At 69.1% G+C, this 26349-nt stretch carries 26 protein-coding genes; 8 read left to right on the top strand and 18 right to left on the bottom strand.

Translation table 11 applies throughout. The features are described 5' to 3' along the window. The first annotated feature begins 43 nt into the window (after positions 1-43). On the top strand, positions 44-826 hold the full coding sequence (locus RLT59_RS22525) for an SDR family oxidoreductase (RefSeq protein WP_311305067.1): 783 nt from the start codon (positions 44-46) through the stop codon (positions 824-826). Between the two features lie 355 nt (positions 827-1181). After that, positions 1182-2780, top strand: a complete 1599-nt coding sequence (locus RLT59_RS22520; protein ID WP_311305066.1) for a sodium:solute symporter family protein — start codon at positions 1182-1184, stop codon at positions 2778-2780. Between the two features lie 215 nt (positions 2781-2995). Here the strand turns inward: RLT59_RS22520 and RLT59_RS22515 are convergent, their stop codons facing one another. Further along, a complete protein-coding gene (locus tag RLT59_RS22515; RefSeq protein WP_311305065.1) occupies positions 2996-4111 on the bottom strand; it encodes an ADP-ribosylglycohydrolase family protein in 1116 nt (371 codons plus the stop codon). Between the two features lie 116 nt (positions 4112-4227). Further along, positions 4228-4536 carry a hypothetical protein gene (locus RLT59_RS22510; protein ID WP_311305064.1) on the bottom strand — a complete coding sequence of 103 codons (309 nt, stop codon included), beginning with the start codon at positions 4534-4536 and terminating at the stop codon, positions 4228-4230. A 135-nt stretch (positions 4537-4671) separates the two neighbouring features. Here RLT59_RS22510 and RLT59_RS22505 point away from each other — a divergent pair, with 135 nt between their 5' ends. From RLT59_RS22505 to RLT59_RS22495, 3 genes are read left to right on the top strand one after another with little or no spacing between them, the layout of a single operon-like run. Beyond that, positions 4672-5496, top strand: coding sequence for a helix-turn-helix domain-containing protein (locus RLT59_RS22505; protein ID WP_311305063.1), 825 nt, complete (start codon positions 4672-4674; stop codon positions 5494-5496). Then, on the top strand, positions 5493-5702 hold the full coding sequence (locus tag RLT59_RS22500) for a DUF397 domain-containing protein (protein ID WP_311305062.1): 210 nt from the start codon (positions 5493-5495) through the stop codon (positions 5700-5702). Before RLT59_RS22505 ends, RLT59_RS22500 begins: the two co-directional genes overlap by 4 nt. Before the next feature lie 60 nt (positions 5703-5762). Beyond that, positions 5763-6671: an aminoglycoside phosphotransferase family protein gene (locus RLT59_RS22495; protein ID WP_311305061.1), complete on the top strand. Its 909-nt coding sequence runs from the start codon at positions 5763-5765 to the stop codon at positions 6669-6671. Between the two features lie 20 nt (positions 6672-6691). Here RLT59_RS22495 and RLT59_RS22490 read toward each other — a convergent pair whose 3' ends face one another. Continuing rightward, positions 6692-7720, bottom strand: a complete 1029-nt coding sequence (locus RLT59_RS22490) for an aldo/keto reductase (RefSeq protein WP_311305060.1) — start codon at positions 7718-7720, stop codon at positions 6692-6694. Between the two features lie 147 nt (positions 7721-7867). Next, the gene (locus RLT59_RS22485) at positions 7868-9142 is read right to left on the bottom strand and encodes an MFS transporter (RefSeq protein WP_311305059.1); all 1275 of its coding nucleotides are present in this window, start codon (positions 9140-9142) and stop codon (positions 7868-7870) included. Positions 9143-9219: 77 nt separating this feature from the next. On the opposite strand from RLT59_RS22485, the gene RLT59_RS22480 reads away from it, so the two are divergent. Then, positions 9220-9669 (top strand): helix-turn-helix domain-containing protein, encoded by a 450-nt coding sequence (locus RLT59_RS22480; protein ID WP_311305058.1) that lies wholly within the window; start codon positions 9220-9222, stop codon positions 9667-9669. A gap of 34 nt (positions 9670-9703) precedes the next feature. Here RLT59_RS22480 and eccD read toward each other — a convergent pair whose 3' ends face one another. After that, positions 9704-11173 carry a type VII secretion integral membrane protein EccD gene (eccD, locus tag RLT59_RS22475; RefSeq protein WP_311305057.1) on the bottom strand — a complete coding sequence of 490 codons (1470 nt, stop codon included), beginning with the start codon at positions 11171-11173 and terminating at the stop codon, positions 9704-9706. Positions 11174-11343: 170 nt separating this feature from the next. Between eccD and eccCa the strand changes: the two genes are divergently transcribed. Then, positions 11344-15309 carry a type VII secretion protein EccCa gene (eccCa, locus tag RLT59_RS22470; protein ID WP_311305056.1) on the top strand — a complete coding sequence of 1322 codons (3966 nt, stop codon included), beginning with the start codon at positions 11344-11346 and terminating at the stop codon, positions 15307-15309. A 78-nt stretch (positions 15310-15387) separates the two neighbouring features. Here eccCa and RLT59_RS22465 read toward each other — a convergent pair whose 3' ends face one another. Beyond that, complete coding sequence (locus tag RLT59_RS22465; protein ID WP_311305055.1) at positions 15388-15684, bottom strand: hypothetical protein; 297 nt, start codon at positions 15682-15684, stop codon at positions 15388-15390. Between the two features lie 344 nt (positions 15685-16028). Between RLT59_RS22465 and RLT59_RS22460 the strand changes: the two genes are divergently transcribed. Beyond that, complete coding sequence (locus tag RLT59_RS22460; RefSeq protein WP_311305054.1) at positions 16029-16640, top strand: TetR/AcrR family transcriptional regulator; 612 nt, start codon at positions 16029-16031, stop codon at positions 16638-16640. 89 nt (positions 16641-16729) lie between these two features. On the opposite strand, the gene RLT59_RS22455 is transcribed toward RLT59_RS22460, so the two are convergent. The 12 genes from RLT59_RS22455 to mycP all read right to left on the bottom strand — a co-directional run bounded on the left by RLT59_RS22455 (position 16730) and on the right by mycP (position 26337). Beyond that, positions 16730-17491: an SDR family NAD(P)-dependent oxidoreductase gene (locus RLT59_RS22455; protein WP_311305053.1), complete on the bottom strand. Its 762-nt coding sequence runs from the start codon at positions 17489-17491 to the stop codon at positions 16730-16732. A 167-nt stretch (positions 17492-17658) separates the two neighbouring features. After that, positions 17659-18261, bottom strand: coding sequence for a PH domain-containing protein (locus tag RLT59_RS22450; protein ID WP_311305052.1), 603 nt, complete (start codon positions 18259-18261; stop codon positions 17659-17661). Between the two features lie 96 nt (positions 18262-18357). Then, on the bottom strand, positions 18358-18693 hold the full coding sequence (locus RLT59_RS22445) for a hypothetical protein (protein ID WP_311305051.1): 336 nt from the start codon (positions 18691-18693) through the stop codon (positions 18358-18360). Positions 18694-18794: 101 nt separating this feature from the next. Then, a complete protein-coding gene (locus tag RLT59_RS22440) occupies positions 18795-19532 on the bottom strand; it encodes a hypothetical protein (RefSeq protein ID WP_311305050.1) in 738 nt (245 codons plus the stop codon). A 15-nt stretch (positions 19533-19547) separates the two neighbouring features. Next, positions 19548-19847: a hypothetical protein gene (locus RLT59_RS22435; protein WP_311305049.1), complete on the bottom strand. Its 300-nt coding sequence runs from the start codon at positions 19845-19847 to the stop codon at positions 19548-19550. A gap of 20 nt (positions 19848-19867) precedes the next feature. Beyond that, positions 19868-20623, bottom strand: coding sequence for a hypothetical protein (locus tag RLT59_RS22430; RefSeq protein WP_311305048.1), 756 nt, complete (start codon positions 20621-20623; stop codon positions 19868-19870). Between the two features lie 72 nt (positions 20624-20695). Further along, positions 20696-21811, bottom strand: coding sequence for a S8 family serine peptidase (locus RLT59_RS22425; protein WP_311305047.1), 1116 nt, complete (start codon positions 21809-21811; stop codon positions 20696-20698). A 194-nt stretch (positions 21812-22005) separates the two neighbouring features. After that, positions 22006-23604, bottom strand: a complete 1599-nt coding sequence (locus tag RLT59_RS22420) for a WXG100 family type VII secretion target (protein ID WP_311305046.1) — start codon at positions 23602-23604, stop codon at positions 22006-22008. A gap of 32 nt (positions 23605-23636) precedes the next feature. Continuing rightward, entirely contained in the window at positions 23637-24104 is a 468-nt protein-coding gene (locus RLT59_RS22415; RefSeq protein WP_311305045.1) for a DUF2563 family protein, read from the bottom strand. Positions 24105-24215: 111 nt separating this feature from the next. After that, positions 24216-24497 carry a WXG100 family type VII secretion target gene (locus RLT59_RS22410; protein WP_073737209.1) on the bottom strand — a complete coding sequence of 94 codons (282 nt, stop codon included), beginning with the start codon at positions 24495-24497 and terminating at the stop codon, positions 24216-24218. 53 nt (positions 24498-24550) lie between these two features. After that, positions 24551-24901 (bottom strand): WXG100 family type VII secretion target, encoded by a 351-nt coding sequence (locus RLT59_RS22405; protein ID WP_311305044.1) that lies wholly within the window; start codon positions 24899-24901, stop codon positions 24551-24553. 146 nt (positions 24902-25047) lie between these two features. Beyond that, complete coding sequence (mycP, locus tag RLT59_RS22400; protein WP_399125887.1) at positions 25048-26337, bottom strand: type VII secretion-associated serine protease mycosin; 1290 nt, start codon at positions 26335-26337, stop codon at positions 25048-25050. Positions 26338-26349: the final 12 nt, after the last annotated feature.

The following is a 26349-nucleotide window of genomic DNA, read 5'->3' as shown; positions in this document are numbered from 1 at the left end:
TCTGACGCCCCGTCAGAAAAACTGCCAGGGCCGGGAGGCGCCGATGTTGCTCGCGGGGAAGACCGTCATCGTTTCCGGGGTGGGCGCCGGGCTCGGCCATCAGATCGCGGCCACGGTCGTACGGGACGGGGGCAACGCCGTACTGGGGGCGCGCACCGCCGCCAATCTCGCGAAGTCGGCCGCCGAGATCGATCCCGAGGGGCTGCACACCGCGCACCTGCCGACCGACATCACCGAAGAGGCGCAGTGCGAGGCGCTCGCGGCGCTGGCCGTCGAGCGGTTCGGGCGGATCGACGCGGTCGTCCATGTCGCCGCCTGGGACAGTTACTTCGGCGGCATCGAGGACGCGGACCTGGACACCTGGAAGTCGGTCATCGACGTCAACCTCCTCGGCACCCTGCGGATGACGCGCGCCTGCCTGCCCGCCCTGAAGGAGCGCGGCGGCTCGGTCGTCGCCATCGGCACACAGTCCGCGGTGGCCGCGCCGTCCCAGGTGCGGCAGGCGGCGTACGCGGCCTCCAAGGGCGCGCTGACCTCCGCGATGTACTCCATGGCCCGAGAGTTCGGGCCGCACCGGATCCGGGTGAACACGGTGCTGCCGGGCTGGATGTGGGGGCCGCCGGTACAGGCCTACGTACAGTTCACCGCCCACACCGAGGGGGTGTCGGAGGCCGAGGTGCTGGGGAGGCTCTCCGAGCGCATGGCGCTACCCGAGCTGGCCACGGACGGCGATGTGGCGGAGGCCGCGGTGTTTCTGGCCTCCGACCGGGCGCGGGCGATCACCGGGCAGTCGCTGCTGGTCAACGCGGGCGAGCTGATGCGCTGAGACTCTCGTACGGAGCTCTCCTCCTTCTCGGCCGCACGGGACCCGCATCCCGTGCGGTCTCTCTGCGTTCTTCGGCGTTCCTGGACGTGTCCTCGTTCTCTGCACAGCCTGACGAAGTGCCTGCTCATGGTGTGGCCGCCGTCACGTTCGCGACAACGCCCCCGCGAGTCAAGAACCCGTAAAATCGTTCGGCTTACTGATCTGCGTTCACATCTCTGACCGCGAGAGACCTTGACCGGGGGACCGAACAGGCGGTTCAATCCCCGAAGTCCCCGCTCCCGCACGGGGGCCCCGCTGAGCGGCCGTACTGACGAAGTGCGTACCCGTTCACAAGGCGGACCCCAGGAGGGGACACATGAACAGTCTCGACTGGGTCGTGCTCATCGGCTACTTCGGCGTGATGATCGCGATCGGACTCTGGTCCCACAAGCGTGTCGACAACGTCAGCGACTTCTTCACGGCCGGCGGAAAGATGCCGTGGTGGCTGTCCGGCATCTCGCACCACATGTCCGGCTACAGCGCCGTGATGTTCACCGGCTACGCCGGAATCGCGTACCAGTACGGCGTCACGTCCTTCGTGACGTGGTCGCTGCCGATCGCCATCGGCATCGGGATCGGCGCCAAGCTCTTCGCGCCCCGGCTCAACCGTCTGCGCTCACGGCTGCACGTCGCCTCGCCGCTCGAATACCTCAAGAACCGCTACAACATCCAGACCCAGCAGGCGCTCGCCTGGTCCGGTCTGCTGCTGAAGATCGTGGACGTCGGCGCCAAGTGGGCGGCCATCGCCACCCTGCTCTCCGTCTTCACCGGCATCACCCTCACCCAGGGCATCTTCATCACCGGCATCATCACAGCCGTCTACTGCACGGTCGGCGGCCTGTGGGCCGACGCGCTCACCGAGCTGGGGCAGTTCATCATCCAGCTGTTCGCCGGTGTCGCGATGCTCGTCACCGCGATGAGCAAGCTGGACGGCTTCAGCACGCTGTGGACGGTCTGGGACAAGCTGCCCGAGGGCCACACGGACCCGACGGCCGGCCCGTACACCGTGACCTTCCTGCTGGCGTACCTGTTCATCAAGACCTTCGAGTACAACGGCGGCATGTGGAACCAGGCCCAGCGCTACATGGCCACGGACTCCGCCGCCTCCGCGACCCGTTCGGCCCGGCTCTCCGCAGTCCTGTGGCTGGTCTGGCCGACGGTCCTGTTCTTCCCGATGTGGTGCGCCCCGCTGCTGGTCCACGCGGAGAAGCCGGACGCCTCCGACAGCTACGCGCTGATGACCGAGCAGCTGCTGCCGCACGGTCTGCTGGGCCTGGTCGTCGTCGGCTTCTTCTCGCACACGATGGCCATGTGCTCCTCGGACGCCAACGCCATCGCGGCCGTCTTCACGCGTGACATCGCCCCGGTCTTCTCCAAGGCCGCCCGCAACTGGAGCGCCCGCGCCGGGCTGCTGGCCGCGCGCCTGTCCACGCTCGGCTTCCTGGGGCTGTCGATGGCGCTGGCGACCCAGATCAACTCACCGACGTTCAAGGACATCATCTCCGTCGTCATCAAGTGGGTCGCCGGTCTGATGGGTCCGATCGCGATCCCGTTCATGCTGGGCCTGCTGCGCCGGTTCCGTAAGTCGGGACCGACAGCGGCGCTCGTCAGCTGGGCGGCCGGGCTGCTGGCGTTCTACTTCACCAACTACAACTTCGACGGTTCGACGAAGACGGACGTGGCGTTGCAGTACCAGGTGGCCCTGCCGCTGGCGATCTCGCTGGTGCTCTTCATCGTCATCGGCTTCATCAAGCCGGAGGACACCCCGGAGCGCGACGCGATCATCGAGCGGATCAACACGGACGGCGACGGTCCCGGCACCGGCGCGACCGTACCGGCACAGGCCGGCCCCCAGGACGCGGCGCTCACCGAGGGGACGGAGAACCTGCGGAGCGGGCCCGGCGCGAAGGACTGACCCGCGCGGTTCCACGGAACGGGGGTGCGGGGTGGGTCACGGGATGCGGCGGCGTCCCGTAACCCACCCCGCACCCCTTCTTCGGCCCTAGGGCCTGTCTTCAAACTGCCGTCGTTGCCCGAAGGGCGGCCGGGCGGCGTCAGGTGCGGCGAGAGTGCGTGCATGGCGTCGCCCGGCAGACGGCAGTTTGAAGACAGGCCCTGGGCCTTCACCACTCAGCCGCGCGGGTAGCGCGCCAGCCAGCCCGCCGCGACGGCGGCCGGGCTGTGCAGGGCCGGGCCCTGGGTCATCTCCATGGCGAAGTCGTCCGCGAGTTCGAGCAGCGTCGCCCGGCCCTCCAGTTCCGCGAGCCAGGCGGGCGGCAGCGCGGTCTCGCCGTGCAGCGCGCCGAGCAGTGCCCCGCACAGGGCCCCGGTCGCCGCCGACGGTCCGCCGTGGTTCACGGCCAGCCGCAGTCCGTGCCGGATGTTCTCGCCCACCAGCGCGCAGTACACGGCCACGGCGAGCACCTCCTCCGCGGAGTCCGTGGCGCCCAGGGACTCGATGAGCGCGGGCCCCGGTATGCCCTGCCGCACGGTGCCGAGGGCCTGCCGGAGCGCCTCTGTGACGGGTTCGTGCCCCGGCCGCTCCGCGAGCAGGGCGAGGGCCTGCTGCACGGAACCGTCCAGCGTCTCGCCGCGTGCCAGCCCGTGCACCATCACGGCGAGGGCGCCGGAGGAGAGCAGGGCGGTGGGGTGGCCGTGGGTCTGGGCGGCGCACTCGACGGCCAGTTGGAGGACGAGCTGCGGCTCCCAGCCGACCAGCAGCCCGAACGGCGCGGACCGGGTGAGCGGCGCCGCATCGTGCGCGGCGGGGTTCTTGGGCCGGTCGAGGGTGCCCATGACGGTGTCACCGAGGCCGTTGAGGCATTCCCGGGTGGGGGCGCGGCGCGCGTAGAGCCATTCCTGCCCGGCGAGCCAGCCGTTGTCCTTGCGGCGCTCGTCGGGTCCCCAGTCGTGCTGGGTGGCGGCCCACCGCAGGTACGCCCGGTGCAGATCCGTGGGCGGGTGCCAGGCGCCGATGTCGCGGCGGACCTGGGCGCGGATCAGCCCGTCCACGGTGAACAGGTTGAGCTGGGTGACGGCGGTGACGAGGCCGCGTCCGCCGTGCGCGGGGACGAGATCGGTGACGGCGTCGGGGCCGTGCGCCTCGCGGATCTCCTCCAGCGAGAGCCCGCTGACGCCCGCGCCGAGCGCGTCCCCGATGGCGCCGCCGAGCAGCGCTCCCCGTACCCGGCTGCGGAAGTCCTGCTGTTCGGCACGGCCCCAGACAGCCGTGGTCCCTGTGCTCACCGTGCCCCTCCCCGTAGGACCGCCCAGGTGTGACCGCGCGGTAACTGCGCAGCACTGTAATCGAACGGCCATGTGGTCAAGGGGGCGGAACAGTATGTACGAAGTGGCGGTTCGGTTCAGTTTTGCGCGGCATTCGCCGGGGATTCCCGCTGCGTCCGAAGCCCCCTGCTGTGCGCGATGCGCAGTACGTCCGCCAGCGACTCCGTGGCCCGGCTGAGCGCGAACCGCACCGCCCGCTCCCCCGCCGCCCGGTCCGCCAGCACGGCCCGCGCCCCGGCGCAGACCTGCTCGCCGCACTCCATCTGCTCGTCCTCCATGTCATCGGCGAGCCGCGACATCCGGCTGTCGGGATCGTCGGTGCTCAGCCAGCACGGCTTGCCCTCCGGCGAGAGCCAGGGAAGGAGGCGGGGAGGGAGGTGGGCCATGACTGCTCCTGACGCGGTGGGGGGCGTCCCACCATCGGGTGGCGATGACGGATCGTGACTCGATGATTACGACTGCGCCGTACGCTCGGACAGGGGCACGCGATTGCCCGCGCACAGGACAACGGAGGGCCGTTGATGACTGAACTGACCACCACCGACGAGGAGTCCGGCCGCGCCGCGCTCAGGCGGGCGCTGCGGTACCTGCGCGAGAAGTCGGGCCGGTCCCTCGGCCAGCTCGCCGAGGAGACCCGCTACGACAAGAGCTACCTGTACCGCCTGGAGGTCAGCCAACGCCTGTCCAAGCTGGCGGTGATGGAGGACCTGGACCGGTTCTACGACTCCGGGGGGCTGCTGGTGCAGCTCTGGAAGGTGGCGCGCAAGGAGGTCTTCAAGGACCGGTACAAGGAGTTCATGCGGCTGGAGAACGTGGCCCGCATCATGTGGATGTATCAGCTGGCCGTTCCGGGCCTGCTTCAGACGGAGGAGTACGCGCGCGAGGTGCTGTCGGCGTCACAGACAGCGGATGACAAGGCGGAGTTGATCGAGGAGCAGGTCGCCGCGCGTATGAGTCGCCAGGAGCTGCTGTACCGCAACCCAGCACCCCAGGTGCGGGTGATTCTGGACGAAGTCGCTCTCCGTCGGCCGACTGCCGATCCGGGGGTCTGGGTGGACCAGCTGGCGCATCTGGTCAAGGTCACCCAGCTGCCGTCCGTCGTCCTTCAAGTCCTCCCGTTCACCGCGGGAATCCACGGCCTCATGGGCAGTCATTTGTGGTTGCTGTGGGCACGGGACGGCAGCTCCGTTGCCTACGTGGAAGGCAACGGATTCGGCGAGTTGATCGACGAGGCCGACAAGGTCGCCGACTATCGGCTGTCCTACGATCGGGTCCGAGATCGGGCGCTGTCCCCGTCGGACTCGCTGGCTTTCATCCGGGGCGTCTTGGAGGAGCACAGACCATGAACCACACGCTCGACCTCTCCGCCGCAAACTGGCGCAAGTCCAGCTACAGCGACGGCGGCGGCACAAACTGCGTCGAGGTTTCCGACACCTTCCCCGACCTCGTCCCCGTACGCGACAGCAAGACCCCCACCGCACCCGCGCTCACCTTCGGGCCCATCGCCTGGACCGCGTTCATCGAGGACATCCGGGAGGAGCACTCGGCGTGAACCGCGCCGTCGGGCCAAATCCGGTTGCTTCGGCCGATCGTGCGGCGTGATGATCGCCGGATGGCATCCCCCCACCCCGACGGCCGCGCCGGAATCGACGCCGCGCTCGTGCAACGCCTGATCGACGCCCAGTTCCCGCACTGGAGCGGTCTTCCGGTGACGCCCGTGGCGGTGGACGGCTGGGACAACCGGACGTACCGCCTGGGCGACGCGATGACGGTGCGGCTGCCCACGGCGGCCGGTTACGTCCCCGCCGTGGAGAAGGAGCACCACTGGCTGCCGCGCCTCGCCCCTTCGCTGCCGGTCGCCGTTCCCCCGGTGCTGGCCCTGGGCGCTCCGGGCGAGGGCTATCCGTATCCGTGGTCGGTCCGCCGCTGGCTGCGCGGTGAGACGGCGGCCCTCGACCGTATCGACGACGTTCCCCGGTTCGCGCGCTCCGTGGCGGACTTCGTCCTCGCTCTCCAGCGGTGCGATGCGACCGACGGGCCGGCCGCCGGGGAGCACAGCTGGTACCGGGGCGCTTCGCCCGCCCACTACGACGCGGAGACCCGGCGCTGCCTGGCCGCGTTGGAGGGCCACGTGGACACCGGGCGGGCCCGCGCGGTCCGGGAGGCGGCGCTCGCAGCGCCCTGGCGCGGGGAGCCCGTGTGGTTCCACGGCGATATCGCCTCCGGCAACCTGCTCGTGGACGGCGGTGAGCTGACGGCCGTCATCGACTTCGGTACGTCGGGGGTCGGTGACCCCGCCTGTGATCTGGTGATCGCGTGGGGGCTGTTCTCCGGCGAGAGCCGGGAGGCGTTCCGGCACGCGGTCGGCCAGGATTCCGGCACCTGGGCACGGGCCCGCGGGTGGTCGCTGTGGAAGTCGCTGCTGAACCTGACGGGATGCATCGGTACGGACCCGGTGGGCGCCGCCAACGAACTGCGGGTGATCGACGCGGTGCTGGAGGACCACGAGCGGTTCGGCTGAGGCTCTCCCGCCAACGACCGTCAGCGGCCGTTCATATGCATGACAGCTTCCGGGTAGCGGGTTCCCGCCACCGCTTCCGGAGGCAGCGCCTCGTCCAGCCGCTGGTGGTCCTCGGCGTCGAGCGCCACGTCCACGGCCGCGAGGTTCTCCTCCAGCGTGACCCTGCGCTTGGTCCCGGGAATGGGCACGATGTCCTCGCCCCGGTGGAGCAGCCACGCGAGGGCGATCTGGGCCGGCGTCGCCTCGTGCTTCGTAGCCACTTCGCGCACCACCGACGCCGCCGCCGAGTTGGCGGTGAAGTTGTCCCCCTGGAACCGGGGGTCGTAGCGGCGGTAGTCCGACTCCGGATACTCCTCCGCCGGCAGCGCCGTCCCGGTCAGGAACCCACGCCCCAGGGGCGAGTAGGCAACGAGACCGATCCCCCGCTCCCGGACCGCCGGCAGGATCTCCTGCTCGATGTGGCGCTCCCAGAGCGAGTACTCCGTCTGGAGCAGGGCCACGGGACAGACCTCGTGGGCGCGGGCGATCGTTCCCGCACCGGCCTCCGACAGGCCGAAGTGGAGCACCTTTCCCTCTTGGATGAGCTCACCAACCGTGCCGGCGACCTCCTCGATCGGGACTTCCAGGTCCACGCGGTGCTGATAGAGGACGTCAATCCGGTCGGTTTCCAGCCTCTCCAGGCATTCGTCGACCACTTTGCGAATGTGCTCGGGCTTGCTGTTCAGCTCTCCGCGTCGTGTTCCTTCGTACTCCCACCCGAACTTCGTCGCGATGACCGCCTCGTCGCGGCGGCCGCGGAGCGCGCGGCCCAGAAGTTCCTCATTGGCGAAGGGGCCGTACGACTCCGCGGTGTCGAAGAAGAAGCAGCCTCGTTCGAGTGCCCGGTGGATCGTCGCGATCGACTCCCTGTCGTCCGGAACTCCGTAGGTCTGGCTCATTCCCATGCAGCCGAGTCCCACCGCGGAGACTTCGAGGCCGACGCTTCCCGACCGACGCCGCGGAATGAGTGACGAGTTCGAATCCAGAGCCCTTCCCTCAGACCCGGACATTCGAGCCGGGCCGAACCTACGAAGCCAACTTCCCAGTTATCAAAGAGAGTTATCACATAGAACACGCATGAGCAGGGGAATTTGCGCGCAAGATCCTCGCTCCGAGGAATCAGAGGAACAAGAGGCTGAGCCATCGGCCCCCGCCGGTCACCGCTTGTCGTGTCCCGCGCGCAGGCTTGCCACCAGGCTCAGCGCGAGAGCGCCCGTCAGGACCAGCAGCGGCACGGTCCACGCACCGGTCGCGGTGTGCAGCACGGACGCGGCGACCGGCCCGGTGGCGGCGAGCAGATAGCCCCCGGTCTGCGCGAACGCGGACAGCGCCGCCACGTGTTCGTGGTCCCGTCCGCGCTTCACGTAGAGGACACCGGCCACCGCCTGGCCGCCGCCGAGCCCGGCCCCGAGGACGAGCGCCCAGAGGGCGGGAGCGGCTCCCGGCGCGACCAGCAGACCGGCGTATCCGAGCGCGCAGACCAGGACGACCGCGGCGAGGTGCGGGCGCTGATCGGTACGGGCGGCGGCCAGGACGGGCAGCAGGAAGCCTCCGGCGGCGACGCCCAGGATGAACAGGGACTGCATGCCGCCCGCGACCGTCCCTGCGACTCCCGCGTCCACCAGGATCGCGGGCAGCCAGGCCAGCGTGGTGTAGAAGAGCAGGGTCTGGAACCCGAAGAACGCCGTCAGGCTCCACACGAGTCCGCGCCCGCCGGCATCCACCGTGACCGGCGCGCTCTTCCCGCCGCCCGCGCCCGTACCGGGTACCGCCTCCGTACCGCGTCCCGTACCGGGCCGCCCCGTCCGCCGGCCGCGCGCATGGCCCAGCTGCGGCGCGATCCCGGCCGCCGCCAGGGCCGCCGGGATCACCGCGAGGCCGATGGCGAGCTCCCAGGAGTGCCCGCCCGCCTGCCACACCGGCACCGTCAACGCCGCGACGAGCGCGGAGCCGGCGCCCATCGACAGCGCGTAGACGCCCATCATCACGCCGACCCTGCGGTGCTGGAACCTGCTGCGCACGAACACCGGGACCAGCACGTTCACGACGGCCGTCGCGATGCTGACGAGCACGGTGCCGGCGAACAGACCGGGCAGACCCAGCATGCGTACGACCGCCCCGGCGAGCAGCAGCACGCTCGCCCCGAACAGTCCGCGCTCCTCGCCGAACCGGCGTCGTACCACCGAGGCGAGCGGGGCGAAGAGGCCCATGCAGAGCGGCGGTATCAGGCCCAGGAGCGTCACGGCCCCGGTGGAGAAACCCGCGACCGGCGCGAGCGGGCCGAGCTGGCCGAACGCCACCCGGGTGTTGAGGCTGAGCAGCACGAATCCGGTGACGAGCACCGCGGCCGAGAGCGTCGTGCGGAAGGGCGCACCTGTGGCGGGCCGCGCGGGCGGATCGGCGGGGCGGACTGCCGGGGTGGGAGCGGACACGGGAACCTTCCGGTGGCGGGCGATGCCACCAGGGTTCACGCTCAAGTAAACTTGAGCGCAACCCGGAGGTGTGCGCGATGTCCGAGGAGAGGCTGTACTCGATCAGTGAGGTCGCCGAGGCGTTCGGCCTGACGGTCGCGACCCTGCGGTTCTACGAGGACCGGGGGCTGGTCCGGCACAGCGAACGCCGGGGCCGGGTACGCCAGTACAGCCGCGAGGACCTGGCCGGGCTCGCCTACGCGCAGCTCTGGCACGAGGACGGCATGCTCACGCTCACCGAGACGAGCACGATCGTCGACAGCGAGCGGGTCGGTGACCGCCTGGAGCTGATCGCGGCCCGGCGGGACGCGATGCTGGAGAAGATCCAGAGGATGCGGGGCGCGGTCGCGGTGCTCGACCACATGCTCGGCTGCCGTACCGACAGGGCGCTGGACTGCCCGATGACCGGCGACTACATCCGGGGCCGGGTCGACGCCACGCTCGACGGGACCCCGCACACGACGGACTTCTGGCCGTCGTCCGGGTGAGGGACCGATGCCGGCCCGTTCACCCGTCCTTCGGCTAGCTCGTCATCCCCCGCGCCGAGGAGTACACGTCCAGCACGGCCAGGCACAGCGGAACGAGCGCGAGGAGGAGGACGACCTCGGCCAGGTCGGAGAGGCGGCCCCAGAAGGGTGAGAGCCCCTTCTTCGGGATGATCAGCGCGATGCCGACCATCAGCGCGGCACCGGCCGTGACGGCGGCGGCGAGCCACAGGGTGCGGATGTCGAGCGGGCCCCGGTCGTGTTCCGTCAGGAGCTTGATGACGGCGTCGGTCGGCGGGTTGAGCGACAGGCCGAGGACCAGCAGGCCCAGGGCGGCGAGGCCCGCGCCCAGTACGGCGACGACCTGCGCGGTGTAGCGGAAGAGGCGGGCCCGCAGCAGCATGGCGAGGCCGGCGACCAGCGCGAGGGTCTGGCCCCAGACGTTGCTGGAGAAGCCCAGGACGGCGGCGGACGCGACGACCACGACGCAGCAGCCTCCGACGAGACCCAGCAGCAGTTCGTGCCCGCGCCGGGCCTGCGCCGCGATGCGTTCGGCGTCCACGGGGTCGGGGTCCCCGACGACGCCGGTCTCGTTGTCGAGGTCGGCGTCCGTCGTGGGGCGCGGGGCGGCGTAGCCGATCGGCAGGTGGGCCACCCGGGCGGAGAGGCCGGGCAGGAAGGCCACGGCGCCGATCGCGACGACCGCGCAGACGCCGGCGGTCTCGCTGGGGCTGGAATCGGTGAGGATCGCGCAGAACGTCGCGAGGGTGCCGACCGCGGAGGCGAAGACGATGGCGACGAAGGGTGCGTCGCCGCTCGGCATCGCGGCGACGAGCCCGGCGGAGACGAGGAGCACCGCGGCGCAGCCCAGCAGGAACTGGAGGCGTCCGATACCGGTGCCCGGGTCGAGCGCGAGGAGCCCGGACCCGGCGATCATCAGGTGCGGCAGAGCGGCGAGGCCGAGCGCGACCGCGGAGGCCCGGTCCCCGTAACTCCGTGCCCTGATACCGGCGAGCGTGACAAGCAGTACGCCGACGGCGGCGGCGACGATGCCCGGCAGTCCGTGCATGTCGTGTTTGACCGGGTCCGCGAACCAGAGCACGAAGCCCATGAGGACGAGGAGAAGCGCGCCGCCGAAGAGCCCGGAGACGCCGAACAGCTGATCGCTCCAGAGTGCGCGGTCGCGGCGGACGGCGGACGCGACGGCGTCGGACACGTCGTCGAAGACGGCCGGCGGGAGCGATTCGGCGAAGGGCCGCAGCCGCAGGACGTCACCGTCCAGGACCCGCTGAACGGACAGCGGGTGGGTGGCGTCCAGGAGGGTGCCGTCGCGGCGGGCCAGGTGGTAGCCGGGGGGCGCCCCCGGCGGTGTGACCTGGCCGGTCAGCCGCAGGATCTCCGGAAGAAGGTCCGCGACGGCGACGTCGTCCGGCAGGGCGACATCGATACGGCTGTCCGGCGCCACGACCGTTACTCGGCAAAAACCGGTTGTCAGGGTCGAACTCACCTGATGCTTCCCCCTCGTTCGCTGTACACCACGCTCCAGGCCAAGGGCGCCACCCTATCGGGGTCCCTCCCATGGTCTACACGTAGGATTGTCGGCGCGCGGAGGTAGGTCGCTGCCACGGGGGTGCCGGCCCGCAACTCTCCGGGCCGCACTGAGGGATTGATTCGCCGGTGACCCAGATTGTCGTCAAGCGCCAGCCGCGCGCCATGCCACCTGAGACATCCACGGCTGAGCTCCGGCTCGAATCGCCTCCTGAGCTCCCGCGCGGGCAGCAGGAGGGCATGGCGATGCAGCTGCTGCCGATGCTCGGCATGGGCTCGTCCGTGGTGTTCTTCTTCATGCCGGGCTCACAGCCCTTCATGAAGATCATGGGCGTCATGATGCTGCTGTCGACCGTGGCCATGGCGATCGCACAGGTGATGCGGGCCCGCAAGGGCAGCCAGGGCGAGGCGTCGGAGGGTCGCCGGGACTACCTGAAGTACCTCGCGCAGACCCGGCGCAAGGTGCGCCGCACCGCGCGGACCCAGCGGGACGCGCAGTTCTACCTCCACCCGGACCCCGACCAGCTCTGGTCACTGGTCGCAGAGGGCAGCCGGCTGTGGGAGCGGCGGATCGCCGACAAGGACTTCGGCCAGGTCCGCATCGGTCTGGGACCGCAGCAGCTGTGGACTCCGCTGGTGGCTCCGAGCACCGCGCCGCTCGATGAGCTGGAGCCGCTGTCGGCCGGTGCGATGCACCAGTTCCTCGCCGCGCACGGTTCGCTCGACCGGCTCCCCATGGCGGTGTCGCTGCGCGCCTTCTACCACGTCGTGGTGTCGGGCGAGCCCGGTTCGGTACGCGATTCCGCCCGCGCGATGGTGGCCGGGCTCGTCGCGCTGCACTCGCCCGACGACCTCCTGGTCGCGGTCGCGGCATCCCGGGACGTGACGGACCAGTGGGACTGGACGAAGTGGCTTCCGCACGCCCAGGTACCGGGATCCTCCGACGGGGCCGGTACGAAGCGGCTGTTCGGTGACAACCTGATGGAGGTCGAGGCCCTGCTCGAAGACCGCCTGTCGGGCCGGTCGAGGTTCAACCGCGAGGGGGCGCCGCTCCTGGACCAGCCGCACGTCGTCGTCGTGCTGGACGGCACCTTCGTACCGGCGGAGTCGCTGCTCGCCTCTCCGGAGGGGCTCCAGGGCGTGACCGTCGTGGAGATCGTCCCGGAGGAGCTGGACGAGCCCCGCGGCGGTCTGCACATAGCGGTACGGCCGGGCCGGCTGCGGCTGGAGTCGGCGGCGGCCATCTACCACGGCACGCCCGACCTGCTGCCGGTCGAGACCGCGGAGGCGCTGGGCCGCCAGCTCGCCCCGCTGCGGATGGGGATCGGCGCGGAGGACGACGAGCCGCTGCTCGCCAACCTGGACTTCACGGATCTGCTGGGCATCGGTGACCCGGCCGCGGTCGACACCGCGACCGTCTGGCGGCCGCGTTCGACGGCCGACCGGCTGCGGGTGCCGATCGGGATCGGTGAGGACGGCTCGCCCGTCATGCTCGACCTCAAGGAGGCCGCGCAGGAGGGCATGGGGCCGCACGGGCTGTGTGTGGGAGCGACCGGTTCCGGCAAGTCCGAACTGCTGCGGACCCTGGTGCTCGGTCTGGCCGTCACCCACTCCTCCGAGACCCTCAACTTCGTCCTGGCCGACTTCAAGGGCGGTGCGACGTTCGCCGGGATGTCCGAGCTCCCGCACGTCGCCGCGGTCATCACCAACCTGTCGGACGACCTCACCCTGGTCGACCGCATGCGGGACTCCATCACGGGTGAGCTGCAGCGCCGCCAGGAGCTCCTGCGCTCCTCGGGCAACTACGCGAACCTCACCGACTACGAGAAGGCGCGCGCCGCGGGCGCCCCGCTGGAGCCCCTGGCCTCGCTGGTCCTGGTGATCGACGAGTTCAGCGAGCTCCTCACCGCGAAGCCCGACTTCATCGACATGTTCATCCAGATCGGCCGCATCGGCCGGTCCCTGGGCGTGCACCTGCTGCTGGCCTCGCAGCGCCTGGAGGAGGGCCGGCTGCGCGGCCTGGACACCTATCTGTCGTACCGGATCGGTCTGCGTACGTTCTCGGCCGCCGAATCCCGTACCGCCCTGGGTGTGCCCGACGCGTACCACCTGCCCTCGGTCCCCGGTTCCGGGTTCCTGAAGTTCGGCACGGAGGGGATGACCCGCTTCAAGGCCGCCTACGTGTCGGGGACCTACCGGCCGGGTGTCGCCCCGACCACCGGCTCCGGGGAACTGCCCATCGACCGGCGCCCGGTGCTGTTCACCGCGACCCCGGTGGCGGTCCATTACCCGGAGCCCGACCCGGACGTCTCCCTCGCGCCCGGACAGCGGACCGCCGACGCGCTGGCGGACACCGTTCTCGACGTCATCGCCCGCCGCCTGGAGGGCCAGGGGCCCCTCGCCCACCAGGTGTGGCTGCCGCCGCTCACCGAGGCGCCGTCCCTCGACCAGATGCTGCCGCCGCTGGCGGTGACGCCCGAGCGCGGACTCCACGCCCCGCAGTACGGGAAGAACGGCTCCCTGGTCGTTCCGTTCGGCCTGGTCGACAAGCCCTTCGAGCAGCGGCGCGACCCGCTGGTGCGGGACTTCTCCGGCGCGGCCGGTCACATGCTGATCGTCGGCGGCCCCCGCTCCGGCAAGTCCACCCTGCTCCGCGCCCTCATCGGCTCCTTCGCCCTCACGCACACGCCGCACGAGGTGCAGTTCTACGGAATGGACTTCGGCGGCGGCGGCATGATCGCCGTCGAGGGCCTGCCCCACGTCGGCGGAGTGGCTTCCCGCCTCGACCCGGAGAAGATCCGCCGTACGGTCGCCGAGGTCTCCGGGATCCTCAACCGGCGCGAGGAGTTCTTCCGGGACAACAACATCGACTCGATCACCACCTACCGCCAGCTCCGCGCGGCCGGCCGGCTGCCGGGCGAGCCGTGGGGCGACGTCTTCCTGGTCATCGACGGCTGGCAGTCCTTCAAGACGGACTACGAGTTCCTGGAGCCGGTCGTCGCGGACATCGCCGCACGGGGCCTCGGCCTGGGCATCCACCTGGTCGCGACCGTCGCCCGGTACATGGAGATGCGGGCGGCGCTCAAGGACCAGCTGCTCAACCGGCTGGAGCTGCGCCTCGGTGACCCGACCGACTCCGAACTGGACCGCAAGATCGCGGTGAACGTCCCCGTGGGCGCACCCGGCCGCGGCCTGACCGCGGAGAAGCTCCACTTCATGGGCGCGCTGCCGCGTATCGACGACACCGCGGGGGCCGGCGACGACCTGTCGGAAGGGACCGCCGCCTTCGTCCGCGCCTCGGTCGACAACTGGCCGGGTCCGCACGCCCCGCAGGTCCGGATGCTGCCCCGGAAGCTGTCCGCGCGCGAGCTGCCGAGCGGCCCGGAGCGGTCCAGCGGTGGCATCGCGATCGGCATCGACGAGATGAACCTCGCCCCGGTCCTGGTCGACTTCGACACCGACCCGCTGTTCGCGGTCTTCGGTGAGTCGGAATCCGGGAAGACCGCGCTGCTGCGGCTGCTGATCAAGCAGATCACCGAGCGGTACACCCCGGAGGAGGCGTTGATCTGCGTCGGTGACTACCGGCGCAGCCTGCTGGAGTGCGTGCCGGAGCCGTACCTGGTCGGCTACGCGACGACGCACAACGCGTTCGAGACGTACCTCAACGACATGAACACCCTCATCACCAGCCGCATCCCCGGCACGGACGTGACCCCGCAGCAGCTGCGCAACCGCAGCTGGTGGCGGGGGCCGAGGGCGTTCATCATCGTCGACGACTACGACCTGGTCGCCACGTCCTCCAACAACCCGATGGCGATGCTGGTCGACAACCTGCCGTACGCCCGCGACGCCGGGGTGAACTTCATCATCGCCCGCAACAGCGCGGGAGCCGGCCGCTCCTCGTACGAGCAGTTCATCCAGCGCTTCAAGGAGCTGGGCGCCCAGGGCGTCGTACTGTCCGGCCACCCCGGCGAGGGCGAACTCCTCGGCGACGTGAAGGCCCGCCCGCTGCCTCCGGGCCGGGGCCTGTTCGTCTCCCGCCGCAGCGCGCCCTCCCTGATCCAGACGGGCTGGCTGCCGACGGACCTGGACTGAGCGGTGGGCTGAGAAGCCTCGGGTGCGGGGATGAGGGGGCCACACCCAGGGCGGCTGGACGAGCTCCTGTCCGGTCGGTCATTCGGTGAATCGGGGCCAGCCCATGCCACCCAGCGTCACAGCGACCGCCAGCACAGTGAAACCGAACCTCTGGTGCCGTAGGCCGTAGAACGCCAACGCCGCCGCGACAGTGAGCAAACCGATGGGGATTACGAAGATGATGGCGAAATCTCCCGTAATAGCGGAAGTAATCAGCCCAATCCAGCCGGTAAGGGCGAAAAGCCCGATGGCCCAAAAGATCGAGGATGCCTGAGACCGGTATCGGTAGTCCGTACGGTTGGGGCGATCGGGGTTTCGTTCTTTGAAAGCGCGCACAGGATGGACCCTGTGCGCCCCGGCGCGAAGCACTGCGGGTTCCTGCCTATTCGGAAGCGTCGGGAGAGTGGGTCCGCACCTTCCGAGAAAACTGGGAACAGATGAGCCCGGAGGAGCAGGGGGCTCAAAAGGACGGCGCACGCCGGTTCATCGAAGCACAGGGCGAGGAGATCGAACGGGAGAAGTCTGTCATCACGTCCACGACCGATACAGCCCGGCGCATGCTTGCTCTTCGAGCGAATGGCAGGGTCGGCCAAGATCGCGCGGGTTGGTCGTGCACTCCACGCCCACACCTCCGCTACTAGAATGGACCATATGGTCCATTCTAGTAGCGGAGGTGTGGCATGCCCAGCAAGCTGACGGCGAAGGGAAAGGCGACGCGGAGCCGGATCGTCGAGGGGGCCTCAGCGGTGCTGCGGGAGAGGGGCGTCGCCTGGGCGACCCTGGACGACATCATGGCGCGGACCGGCACCAGCAAGAGCCAGCTCTTCCACTACTTCCCGGCGGGCAAGGACGAACTGCTCGTCGCCGTAGCCCAGTTCGAGGCGGACCAGGTCCTGGAGGACCAGCAGCCCTACCTGGGCCGCCTCGATTCGTGGGAGTCCTGGGAGCAGTGGCGGGACGCGGTGATCAAGCGCTACGAGGCGCAGGGCGACCAGTGCCCGCTCGGCTCGCTGTTCCACCAGATCGGGCGCTCGACCCCCGGGGCGCGGGCGATCGTGGTCGAGCTGCTGCGCCGCTGGCAGGAGAGCCTCGCGGCGGGCGTCCGGGCGCTGCGGGACTCCGGGGCGCTGCCCGCCGATGTCGATGCCGACGCGCGGGCCGCGGCGCTGCTGGCCGGGATCCAGGGAGGCGTGTCGATCCTGCTGTCGACGGGCCGGTCCACGCACCTGCGCGCCGCGCTCGACCAGGGGATCGCGGACCTGCGCCGCGCGGGCGGCGGCCCTGCGGCGTGACCCGGGTGTGCGGGGCACCCGTGCGGGCCGTGCCGTACGTGTCAGGCGGCGCCCCAGGCGTCTCAGGCAGCTCAGGCCCCCCAGGCGTCTCAGGCCGCGATGACGGCGACAGTGGTGCGGCCGCCGTCGACGTCGAGCACGATGCCGTGCACGAACGAGGACTCGTCACTGGCGAGGTAGACGGCGGCGTTCGCGATGTCGCCGGGGGCGCCCATCCCTCCGGCCGGGGTGCCCTTCATCATGATCTCGCCGGGGTGGGTCTCGCCGGGTGCGGGCGTCTGGACGACGCCCGGGGAGATCGCGTTGACCCTGACCCCCTGCGGCCCGAACTCGGCCGCCCAGGCCCGGGTCAGGGTCTCCACCGCCCCCTTGGTGGAGCTGTAGAGGGCGCCGGGAATGCCCAGCCGCGCGATCCAGGAACCCAGGTTGACGATGACCCCGCCACCGGCCTCCACCATGGCGGGCGCGACGGCGGCGGTCAGGAAGAACGGGGCCTTCACGTTGACCCCGTAGACCTGGTCGAAGGTCTCCTCGTCGACGGTCGGCGTGGTGTTGCGCGGGTAGATACCGGCGTTGTTGACCAGGATGTCGATACGTCCGCCCAGGACCCGCGCGGCGTCCTGCGCGAGCGCCCACGAGGCGGCGGCGCTGCCGTCCAGGTCGGCCCGTACGAACTCCGCGCGTCCACCCCGTGCACGGATCCCGTCGACGACCTCCGCGCCGCGCTCGGCACTGCGGCCCGAGACGGCGACGTACGCCCCCTCTGTGGCGAAGGCCTCCGCGATCGCACGCCCGAGGTTGCTGGTCGCTCCGGTGACAAGGGCGGTCTTGCCCGCAAGCCGCACAGACATGGTTCTCTCCATTGTTTGGTCGCCGCTGCGAACCCGCGCGGCCGGACCGCCGGCAGCGTTCGACCGGACGGGGCGCCCCCTGGCTGTCGGGGCGCTCTGCCACTGTGCGACGACCAAAATGGACCTGCAAGTCCAAAAGCGCGGTGCCCGGACCGCACCCGTCCCGGCTACGCCGAGGCGCCCGCACCTTTCGCGCGGCCCTTGCCCGGGTTCCAGGGGTCGTTGAACTTTCCGGGGGCGAACCGCTCGACCGCGTCAACGATCAAGCCAGGGTGAGCCGGCCTCCGGCGGCTCCAGAGGGCGTGTCCGAGCGAGTGGATCAGAATCGCCCGCTCCCCGACAACACCGTTCGTCGCCGCCGGGTACCCGCCCGGCTTCAGCACCAGCAGCAAGTAGCTCCGTCTGCTGTTGAACTGGACCCTGTCGATAGCAGCCCACGGCACGGTCTGGGTGCGGTCACTCCACACTTTGCTGACACCTGCCGCATCGATGCGCAGCGCCGAACGCCGGCTTACCAGCACGATCAGCCACGGCACGGACACCACCGCCGCGAACCCCGGTATTGCTGCATACCCAAAGACACCCAGGAATCCCACCGTTTCCCTGACGTCATCAGCCATCAGCAAGGCGGTCACAACTGTCGTCAGCACTTCCAGGAGAATCAGACAGAGCGCCCCGGCGAGAACCAAGCCGACGTAGAACCAGCCCCGCCGTGCCCGCTCGGCGAGGAGAAACAGCACTTCGGAGACATCGCTGAACGGTGTGGACACAACACCCCTCCCTCGTTGGGCCCCGGACACCCCACGTGCGGCGCACAACTCACCGACGGCGAAGCGCCGTCGGCTGCGGGGCAGGGCGCGGAGCGGTCACAGCGACTGAACCAGCTTCAGGGCTTCGGGCAAGGGGCACCGAGGAAATTGGCGCCTGAACCGGCGGGCAGCCACCAGCAACCCCTTCTCGTCACGGATCCGGCGAAGTTCCGCCTCGTCCGTCACGATCGACCGCAATGCGTCGGTGGACCCGAACTGTCCGTACCAGTCCTTCTGGCGCCGCCGCTGCGCGTATCCCTCGGCAAAGCTCGGAAGGAGAACGAACAGGGCGTAAAGAAGGATCGTCAGCGGCAGGCTATCGGGTTGAACAACGAACACCACATAGAAGCAGACCAGGGAGGCACACCAAAGCGGTACTCGAATCCAGTACATGCGAAACCATCACCCGTCATTCAGAAGATCCTGCCTTCCCGGCATCGCCAAGCACTGCCGAGCTCGCAGAATCAATTCGGCAGCGCCGTACCATACCTGCGTCAGACAGTCGCGGACGGCCACTTGCCTCCCGGGAAGGCGCTGCTGTCGTTTGCTTCACCCTTGATAACGGCCATTTGAGTAGCCTGCGCTGTGAGCACGCCCACCAGCGTTACCACAAGTCCGGTGATGATGCCGGCATCCGACAGCGCTTCGCCTACGGCAGCTGCAAAGCCCACCGGCGCCCCTACGCCGGTGGCCGCGGCAGCGGCTGCGGCGATCATGACAAGGATGGCCTTGATCAGAACGGCCAGCAGCGCCAGATAGAATGCCGCTCCGGCCACTGCGCAAACCGTCAACGCCGTGGCAAGCTTGTCGGAGGTCGTCTCGATCTGAGTGGCCGCGGTGGGCTGCCCCTTCACTGCCCCGGTGTACGCTGTGGCGCCTTCGCCCGTCCAGCTGAGGGGCGCCTTGAGCGCTTCCCCCGCAACGTTCCCGGCAACGCCCGAGGCCTTCCCCCGGATCGACGCCCCTTGCCAGTCCTGCGCGTCCAAGAAGAACATCACTGGCGCGGCAACGCCCTTGAGGCATTCGACGACCTTGTTCAGGATCCAGGATCCGAGCTCGATCAGCTTGTTCGCAGCCCAGATCACCGGCTTGGCGATGGCATCCGGAATGTACCAGTGGTTCATCGCCTCTTCGACGGCCGGGCCGATGAGATCCAACTTGGCCGACATCTTCGTAACGCCGGTGTTCAACTTCTCTGTTGTCGCCTGCGTTTGAGCCACATTGAACGCCATTACGAACTCCTCTTATCAGTAGGCGTCTTCGACGGATTTGGTGGTTTCCGCCTCGTGATTGTCGTAGGCGTTCGCGTTCTTGATCAATGCATCCGCGACCTCCGCCATGCGACTTTCTCCCTCGGAGCATCGGGCCGAGATGTGATCGATGGCCTCGTTGTAGTTGCTGACAACTAGTTGGAACAGGCCGGCCTCAAGGCGTGTGAGCCTCATCCCGTCAGCCGCGCGGGACACCTCCCCCATGGAAACACTCTGCTTGTCCCACATACCCGCTTCAGACCGCAGCGCATCGGTGATGTGCTTCAGATCTGCCATTTCGACCTACCCTTCGAAACTCAGTCAATGAAACGTTGCGGATTTTGGAGTATGGCCAGCGCCTCATCAAGCAAGCTGTCCACCTGCAGGCTCGCGATGCCGTCCGCGTCAGCAGCCTCCAGGCTGCTCAGCTTGTCCCGGGCATCGCTGAGTGCCTCTTCAAAGGCCTGGTTCAGCTGGATGTACGACTGTCCTTGCGCCCACCGCCGATCCACCTCACAGGAGCGCAGAGCGCCCTTGGTCACCGCGAGGGTCACATAGCGGCCGGCGGACGTCCCCTCGACCTCGGCCGGCCCGGACGCCGTCTCGTCCATCCGGTCCACCGCGTCAAAGGCCGAAAGGACATCCTCGGCCAGCACATCGAGGGGACGAGAGACGACATAGCGCAGGTCCCGCTCAGGAATGTCGGGCTGCGCTGCGGGATCGGCCGAGGCCTCCGGTTGAGCGGACTGGCTGTCCAGTCGGTCCGCCTTGCCCTGCCAGTCGCTGTCCTCGAAAGCCTGGGCCCATGCCGTCATCTGCTGACTCATGGCCGCTCCATAAGCCTCACTGACGGCGGCACCGACAGCCTCGGGTTCCTGCCTGCGCTGCCAGTCCGATGCGGCCCTGATGAATTCCGGAAGCCCGTCCGTCGCCAGCCGTACGGTCACGGCGCCCTGGGCGTCCGTCCCTTCGACGCCCTGGGGCATCCGCTGCTGCATGTCCGTCATCATGCTCTGCAGGTTCAGGGCTTGCTGCTGGAACTGCCGCAGGCCGTCTATGAATTCGTCGTTCACAATGCCTCCTCCTGGCCTGTGCGCGTACAGGTGCCGTTGGAATGATGGGATGGTGGGTGCACGATGGCACGGTCAGCGCCGGGTACCGGCGGTTCTCCGGCGCAGCAGGAGCACCGCGCCGACAACGACCACCACACCGACTCCGACGATGATCCAGACGATCGCGCCTACGCCCTTGCCGTCGTCCGACTTCTCGGAGGCTGCGGACGACGCGGGCTGCTTCGAAGCGTTCGAGGAGCCGGAACCGCCGACCTTCGACGCGGACGCCGAGGGGGACGGGGACTTCTTCGGGGTCCGGGCGGCCACCAGCGGGTTCACATCGGCGGGGCCCGGATCTCCGGGGTCCCCGAGGACGGCCAGCCGGGGGCGGACCGTGCCGTAGCCGATGTAGCGACTGGGGACCTTGCCCTTGGTCGGCTTGCCCGCGGTGTTCATCAGGACGCGGAGGACCTGGTTGCCGGTCCAGGAGGGGTGCTTGGACCAGATCAGGGCTGCGGAGGCGGAGGCGATGGCGGTCGCCTGGCTGGTGCCGCCGCTGTTGCAGTAGCCCGCCTGACCGCCTCCACAGAGGATCGGGATTTCCTCGCCCGGTGCGGCAAGCGCCACTTGAGGGCCTGACACCGAGTACTTCGTGACCGAGGACGTCTTGTCGACGGCCCCGATACCCGCGACGCCGGCGCTTGCCGACGGGTACGAGACGTTGTTCTCTTTGTCGCCCCTGTTACCGGTCGCTGCCAGAAGCAGCTTCCCGCGCCCCACGGCATAATCCACTGCCTTTTGGATCTGGGCCTGCTCGCTCCCTTCGAGCTCGAAGTCCTCGAAGCCCAGGGACATGTTGATGATCTTGGCGTCACTGTCAGCGGCATATCGGATGGCCGCGACGAGAGCCGGGATGCTATTGGTGCCCGATTCCTTACTGGATCCGAAAACGGTCAAGGGGAGGATGCGAGCATCCGGTGCAAGACCCTTCACGCCTGAACCGTTCACCCCGTTCCCCGCGATGAGCATCGCCATGGCCGTGCCATGCCCGCTCTTGTCCTTGTGTGCGCCCCGCTGAGGTTCGACGAAGTTCTTCCCAGTCAGAACTTTCCCCGTCATTTCAGGAACGGAAGGGATAACGCCGCTGTCGAGAACAGCGACAGTGATCCCCTTCCCGGTGCTGACCTTCCACATCTCGGCGGCCTGCATCCGGTCCAGGTACCACTCGCGGTCGCGCATGGTGTCCGCGGACGCGGCCGGGGCGATGGCGCCACCGAGGAGGAGCAGGGAACCCAGCGCGGACACCACCGCCGACGCTCGCCTGCGGTGACACCTGACCGTTGACCTCATGCCACCCACTCGTTCTCTGTCCGCCGTCCGGCGTCGCTGCTCCGGAACCGGCTCTAGTCGATCACGGGGGGAACAATGCCGTCGTCCCCCGTGCCCCAGGTCTCTTCGTCCTCGGCAAGATAGTCCGGGATCTCGCCGTCACGCCGCTGCGGACGTCGCCGCTTGGCCTGGGACCCGCCCATCGCGCCACCCATCGAGCCCATCGCTCCGCCTTGTCGCGGCGATTCGCGGACGAGCCCGGTGCCGCCCGGGGTGAACTCCCCGCCGGCCCCCGACTGCGTGCCGCGTGGTGCCCGCACGGTGCCGCCCGGTTCGTTGACCAGGCGCTGCCCGTTGCCACCGGGGCGGGTGGACCCGGCCCGGCCCCCGGCGATCCCGGGCGCGCCACCGGCGTGGCCCTGCATCATTCCGCGGCCGGTCAAGGTCGACGGCTTCTCCCCACCGATGACCGTCCCGCGCCCGGTGCCCCGGGCCGGGCCGACCCCACCCCGGCCACCCTGAGCCGGCGTACCGCCGTGGATGCCGGTGTCGGTCCGGGTGTTCATGGGCGGCCGTACACCTTCGACGCCGCCCCTGCCGGGCGTGCCCATGGGAGGCCGGGCTCCTTCGACGCCACCCCTGCCGGGGGTGCCCGTCGGAGACACGGTGCTCCTGTCAGGGTTGCCCGTCGGCGGCCGCACGCGTCCGACGTCACTCCTGCCACCCGGCGCCGTGGGCAGAGTACGCCCCGGGCCGCCTCCGGGACCGACCGGTCCCGTACGCGGGGGGATCACCGGCGGAAGAGGCGTCTGGTGCCCGCCGCCCCCCGGGCCCTGCGGCACGGGACCGCCCGTGGGCGGGACCGTGGGGTTCGGGGCCTGCGGCATCGTCACCGTGTCGATGTTCGTCCCCGTGTTGTCCGGGGCCCCGGGCACTGCGGAGACATGCTGCGGCGTGTGTGCCACGGGTGTGCCGTCCGGGGAAGACGAGCTGACACCATCGGGACCCACGGTGGAGTAATGATGATCGACCCTCGACGCGTTGCCGGTCTGCGCACCTGTCACCGAGTCCGTACTGCCGGCACTATTCCCAGGAGAGCCGTAGCCCGCCTTCCAGTCGTCGTACGAACGATCCGGCAGCGCTGCCTTCGGCAGCGGCTTGAAGTTCGGCTCCTCCTGCGAGGAGATCGACTGCTGGGCCATCAGGTAGTACGAGGCGAGCTTGTTCATCTGCGGAATGGCTTCGTTCCGCGCCGTCTCGACGGCCTTGAGCCGGGCCTTTTCCTTCGCTTCGTCCGCGTAGCACATCGACACGGCGTCAGGGTGTCCCTGAACCACCTTGGCCACCTCGCTGAGGGCTTGGCCGGCCGTCTGCAGCGAGGTGCCCGCGGTGCCCGCGTAGTCGGCCAGCTTCAGGGTCTCCTTGGCGAATCCGTCGCCCCACTCGCGGAAGGCATCACCGCCCGCGCCCTTCCAGGTGGTACGGCCGACGTGCTCCTTGAGCTCGGTGCCGATCTTCTCGATCTCGGTCTGCGCGTCGACGAGAGCCGTGCCGCGAGCCATGATCGCCGCGGCGTCGACGCCGCGGACCATGTTGAGCATCTCCTGGTACGACGCTTGCTCGAAGTTGGTGGTGTTGTAGCAGGCGTTGAGTGGTGGCAGCTTCTCGCCCATGGTTATCCCTGTCCCCCGTTCACTTCTACGTGTTACAAGCCGTCTGAACCGCTGGACGAACCGTCGCCGGTGCTGCCCTTGTCGCCTCCGTGCGCTCCGGGATCCTTGCCGGTGTCCGGCTTCTTGTAGTAGATCTCGGTGCGCTGCTGGATGGCGTGCAGACGCTCGGAGTGTTCCTGGTCGACGTTCTCGTAGCCGCGGTCGGCCAGGTCGACGGTGATGCCCATCGCTTCAAGCTGATCGCTGAGCGTCTTGGACAGCAGCGTCAAGCGCTCGTGCACCTTTGTGTAGGCCATGTCCAGCCCCACGGCCTCCGGGAAGTCGCTGCTGCCGTAGGCGGTTCTGCTGACCTTCTGCTCGGTGATGCGGCCGTGCGCGGCCGGTGAGCCTTCGAGCTTCGTCAGCAGCTTGTCCACGCGAATCTTGAACTTCTGCAGAGACTCGCTGGGCGTGTCCAGATCGGACGCGGGTGACCCGTCGCCCGGAAGTTCAGGTCTCATGCAAGCACCTCCCCTAAAGTGCCGCGGAACCGCAGGCGTGGATGTGGGGTGCGTCGGCCGCATCCCACATCCACATCGTGCCGGTTCCGTCGTGATTCATCTGAGCTTGGGTCAGCCCTGGAAGCGCCGGGACTGGGCGAGGTCGTTCGCCCGGTAGCCCTCGGTGGCTTCCATGAGCCTCGTCGAGATCGTCAGCAGCGTCTCGTGCATGTGGTTGACCTTGACGTCCCAGCCCCTGTGGCGGTCGTAGAACGCGCGCTGCGTCTCACCGTCCCAGGTGGCGACGACGGCCTTGACCTTGCTGTTGAGGTCGTCGAGCTGACCCTTGATGGTGTTGGCGGTCGACTTGACCTGGTTCGAGGCTTCTACGACCCCTGAGTACGTAATCTCCATGGAACGGTCTCCTGATGCGAGGCGAAGTGAGGGCGGGCTGCGAGGGCGGGTTACTAGGAGACCTGGAACCGGTCCAGGACTCCGTTGCTGCCCGTGTTGCCGACGCCGTCGATGCCCTTGAACTTGTTGAGCTGCTCGACCTCCTCCGCGTCGAAGCCGTCCTTGCTCATCCGGACGGCTTCCTGGGTGAAGTCGAGGAGATCCTTCAGGTCCCGCACGTCGAGGTTGACCTGCGTCTGGAGGCCGTTGTACGCGTTGGCCGCGACACCCTTCCAGTGACCTTCCACGGCGTCGATGACCCCGTTGAGGTGCGTGATCCTGCCCTGGAGTGTGTCGTGCATGTTGCCGAGCTCGCGGATCAGACTGTCAATCTGATCAGCTGAGTGCTTGAGCTTGTCTGTCATAACGCACCTTCCCCCATGAATCGGATGTCGCGGGCTGCTTGCCTGTCGCTACCACGCGTACATCGGACCAAAGTTGTCAATTATCAGTTTAGCTGCGGCCGCCACGCAATCCAACAGCCTTAGTCTTGACTTGAGTTGTTGGATATTCACCTAATTACGCGGCTGCGACGGTCCCGCAACACGATCGCGGCGCCCGCGATCACTGCCACGAGAAGGCCTGTGGTAGCCAGCACGTAGGTTGAGATCCGGGCGATGCGTTCCTTCCTTGTTTCACCCATCTGGAGCGCGATTGGTTCCGGTCCTGCGGGACCATTCGATACCGCGCGGTCAGGGGAGGGGGCGTTCACCGGATGTTCGTCGTCGTTGAGGGCGCGCACCGGGTCGACCACCCCCCACCCGACGAACTTGTCCCGGCCGTTGACCGCGCGTTCCGCGGTCTGCTCGATCTGGGCCACCACCTGGTTCTGCTTCCAGCCCGGGTGCTTCGCCCGCAGGAGCGCGGCGACTCCGGCGACGTAGGGGGCGGAGAAGCTGGTGCCGTTGTCGACGCACTGGCCGCCCTTGGGGACGGTGGACACCATGTCGACGCCCGGCGCCGCGACCCCCACGAAGTCGCCGGTCTGGGAGAACGGCGCCCGCTCGTCGTTGCGGTCGGAGGCGGCCACCGCCAGGACGCCCTTGTACGCGGCCGGGTACGTCACCTTGACCGCGCCCGCGAGCCCGTCGTTACCGGCCGACGCGACCACGACGATGTCCTTGTTCAGCGCCTCGGTCACCGCGAGTGCCAGGTCGGAGTCGGCTCGCAGGGGCTTGGCGGTGTCCTGGGAGATGTTGATGACCCGGGCGTGCTGCGCGATGGCGTGGCGGATGGCCGCGGCCATCGTCGTGGCGGTGCCGGTGCCCTTGTCGTCGTTCTGCCGGATGGGGATGATCGTCGCTTCCGGGGCGAGGCCGACGAACCCCGTGCCCGAGCGCGGGCGGGCCGCGATGATGCCGGCGACCTTGGTGCCGTGGCCGACGACGTCGTTGGTGCCGTCACCGCCGCTCGGCTTGCCCTTGCCCTTGCCCTTCGAGGCGTCCGGGTCCTGGGACCCGTCCTTCGGCACCGGCAGCAGATCGGCCCCGGCCGCCCGGTCGACGGCGGACTTCAGCTGCGGGTTCGTGTCGTCGACACCCGTGTCGATCACCGCGACCCTGACGCCCTTGCCCTTGGTGTCCTGCCAGAGCTGGTCGAAGACCAGCCGCTGGAGCGCCCAGGGGCGGCCCTGGATCTGCTTCTTCATGGGAAAGGTGCACTCACCGCTGGCCTCGGAGCCCGATTGCGGATCGGATTCGTCGGCGGCGGCGAGCCCCGGCAGGGCGGCGCCCGCCGCGATCGTCAGGAGCAGCACGACGGCCGAGGAGCGGACTCCGCTACGAGTGGTGCGAGTAGTCATTACGCGCCTTCC

The sequence above is a fragment of the Streptomyces sp. ITFR-6 genome, from assembly GCF_031844725.1.
Classification (GTDB): Bacteria; Actinomycetota; Actinomycetes; order Streptomycetales; family Streptomycetaceae; genus Streptomyces.
This window is presented reverse-complemented; position numbering and strand designations above follow the sequence as displayed.